Source organism: Myroides sp. LJL115 (assembly GCF_054871665.1).
The window spans coordinates 1-2,188 of sequence record NZ_JBTXLS010000089.1 but is presented as its reverse complement, the minus strand read 5'-3'; the positions used below and the strand labels follow the sequence as shown (position 1 = coordinate 2,188).

Sequence of the window (2,188 nt, the reverse complement as noted above, 5' to 3'; positions counted from 1 at the left end):
GAAAGTACCTGTACTTAAACTGTGTTTACGACAAGTTTCTATTGCCCCGTATTCTTCTGCTTCCTGTAAAATTGATAGCTTCTCCGATAAGCTCCATTTCTTATATTTCATAAGTCCAAAGTTATGTAATTAATTTATTAATTTCACTCCAGCTTATTTAGGGGCTAATATAAGTTTTAACCATGCCATAAAATTATGCACTGATATAAATTATTAATTAAATGAACATAGTCGAAAATTCAAATATCATACAATTTCACTATTATTTTAAAGACGATAGTCATTCAATAAATTCAATTTTAAGAAATGAATGTGAAAAAGAAATATTATTTATTCTAAAAGAAATTTCTGATACATTAAACTTAGAAGTGGAGATTGAAACTTTACCAACCGAAGAAGGTGGGTTCAAAGAAAAGTGGATATTATTAGGTAAAAATGCTGCTCAAATTAGCTTAATAGTTTCAGTAGCAACGATTATAATATCTCGATTTCCCGTAGAGAACGAAGAATTAACTAATTTACAAATTGAAAATTTAAAATTAGATAATGAATTAAAAAGAAGGGAATTAGAGAAATTAAATCTTGAATTCATACAGGATGAAGACAAATTAAGCGTTGAAACAGTAAAAGATTCGATTGAATTAACTAATAAAAATTATAAAATTTCTTGGAGGAAATCAAATCTTTATAAAAAATTAAAAAATTATAATAAAGTAGACTCAATCGATATACTTCGTCTGAATAATAATAATCCAGTTGGTTCATCACGAAGAGTAAGTAAAAATGAATTTTTTAATTTTATTTTAAAAACAGATGAACTTCCAAATGAAGAAATTTTTAATGCAAAAATTGATGTCATATCACCAGCTATCAAAAGAGGTAAATTTAAATGGAAAGGATTTTACGAAAACAATATTATCAATTTTTTATTGGAAGATTATGACTTTAATTCTAAAGTTCTAAATGGTGACATTTTATTTTCGAATAGGTATTCTATAGAAGCTGATATGATACAAGAAAGAAAAATCAACACTGACGGAAATGTAATTGTCACAAACTCAATTATAAAAAAAGTTAATGCGTCTATTGAAGGTGAAAAAAGAATTGAGTATTAAGGTGACAATACAAAAACTTTTCCATTAAGCAATCGATGTTGTCTTAAAAGGAATCTTAAGTGCAATTAAAAAAACTTATTATATGACAAGAATTGACTCTGTAATAAAATACTCCTCCCCTCTTGCAATCCAGTATATTATTGTATCAAATACACAAAATTACAGGGATAGCGAGTTTTACGTTAATTCATTTAATCTTCTCAGAACTTTACCAATAGAATTACTACAACTCGAAAATTCGATACAATATTTTGTGTTTAATTTTAGGACCAAAACAATTAAGAGCTACGAGCTTTTTAGCTTACCAAGTGAATTTTTTGATTTTGAAAAGTATGTAGTTGCAAGCAATTTAAAAAATTATTCCGAAAATTTTGGTGTTCAGTCAATAATAAAAGTTTTCATTATTGACTCTTCTCTCAAAAATCATAAAGCTATTGCTAATTCTTTAGAAGTAATTGACAATTGTTATTGTATACTTATTGGAGAAATAAATGATAGTGTAAATAAATATTTATCTCTTAATTTATTTAGAACTGCAAATGAATTTATACAATTAATAGTTAGAGATATAAAAAAAATAAACAGTGAACTTGATTCATTTTATAGTGGAAGTAATACCACTATTGAAATGAATTTGCAACTTCAAATTAACCCAAATAAGACATTCATTTCTGAAAATACTATTCCTGGATCAATATTTGCATCGAACAATTATTTTGTATTAAATCAAATGATTGGTAATTATTGGCTAGACGTTAATAATAAATTTGGAACAGTCGAAACATTACCTGAAGAAAGAACTAAAGAAATTGTTGATCAATGTCAAAAAATTGATAGTATTTACTCAATGTTATACAATCATGTAGGAATAAAACCTACAGATCCATTTCAACCAATTTACCCTACATTAGTTCTTATACAACCTTATCATTGTTTTGACCCCTATGTATCCAGCCGAGCAGCCACATCTTGCCTAGCATAACCTAAGGATTTAAGTTTGCCAGTAAATCGTATAGTTATGAGCAAACAAGAGATCATGCTCCAACATGTGGAGAATTGGAAGCAAAGTGGTT

At 27.1% G+C, this 2,188-nt stretch carries 2 protein-coding genes; both read left to right on the top strand.

The window, feature by feature from the left end:
* Window positions 1-221: 221 nt before the first annotated feature.
* Window positions 222-1,115, top strand: coding sequence for a hypothetical protein (locus tag ACYSNX_RS13005; RefSeq protein WP_461755084.1), 894 nt, complete (start codon window positions 222-224; stop codon window positions 1,113-1,115).
* A gap of 82 nt (window positions 1,116-1,197) precedes the next feature.
* Window positions 1,198-2,097: a hypothetical protein gene (locus ACYSNX_RS13000; protein WP_461755083.1), complete on the top strand. Its 900-nt coding sequence runs from the start codon at window positions 1,198-1,200 to the stop codon at window positions 2,095-2,097.
* Window positions 2,098-2,188 lie beyond the last annotated feature (91 nt).

What these genes read in the sequence shown, in the direction of transcription:
- ACYSNX_RS13000 (WP_461755083.1), top strand. Translation starts at nt 1,198, where the DNA reads ATGACAAGAATTGACTCTGTAATAAAATACTCCTCCCCTCTTGCAATC.
- ACYSNX_RS13005 (WP_461755084.1), top strand. Translation starts at nt 222, where the DNA reads ATGAACATAGTCGAAAATTCAAATATCATACAATTTCACTATTATTTT.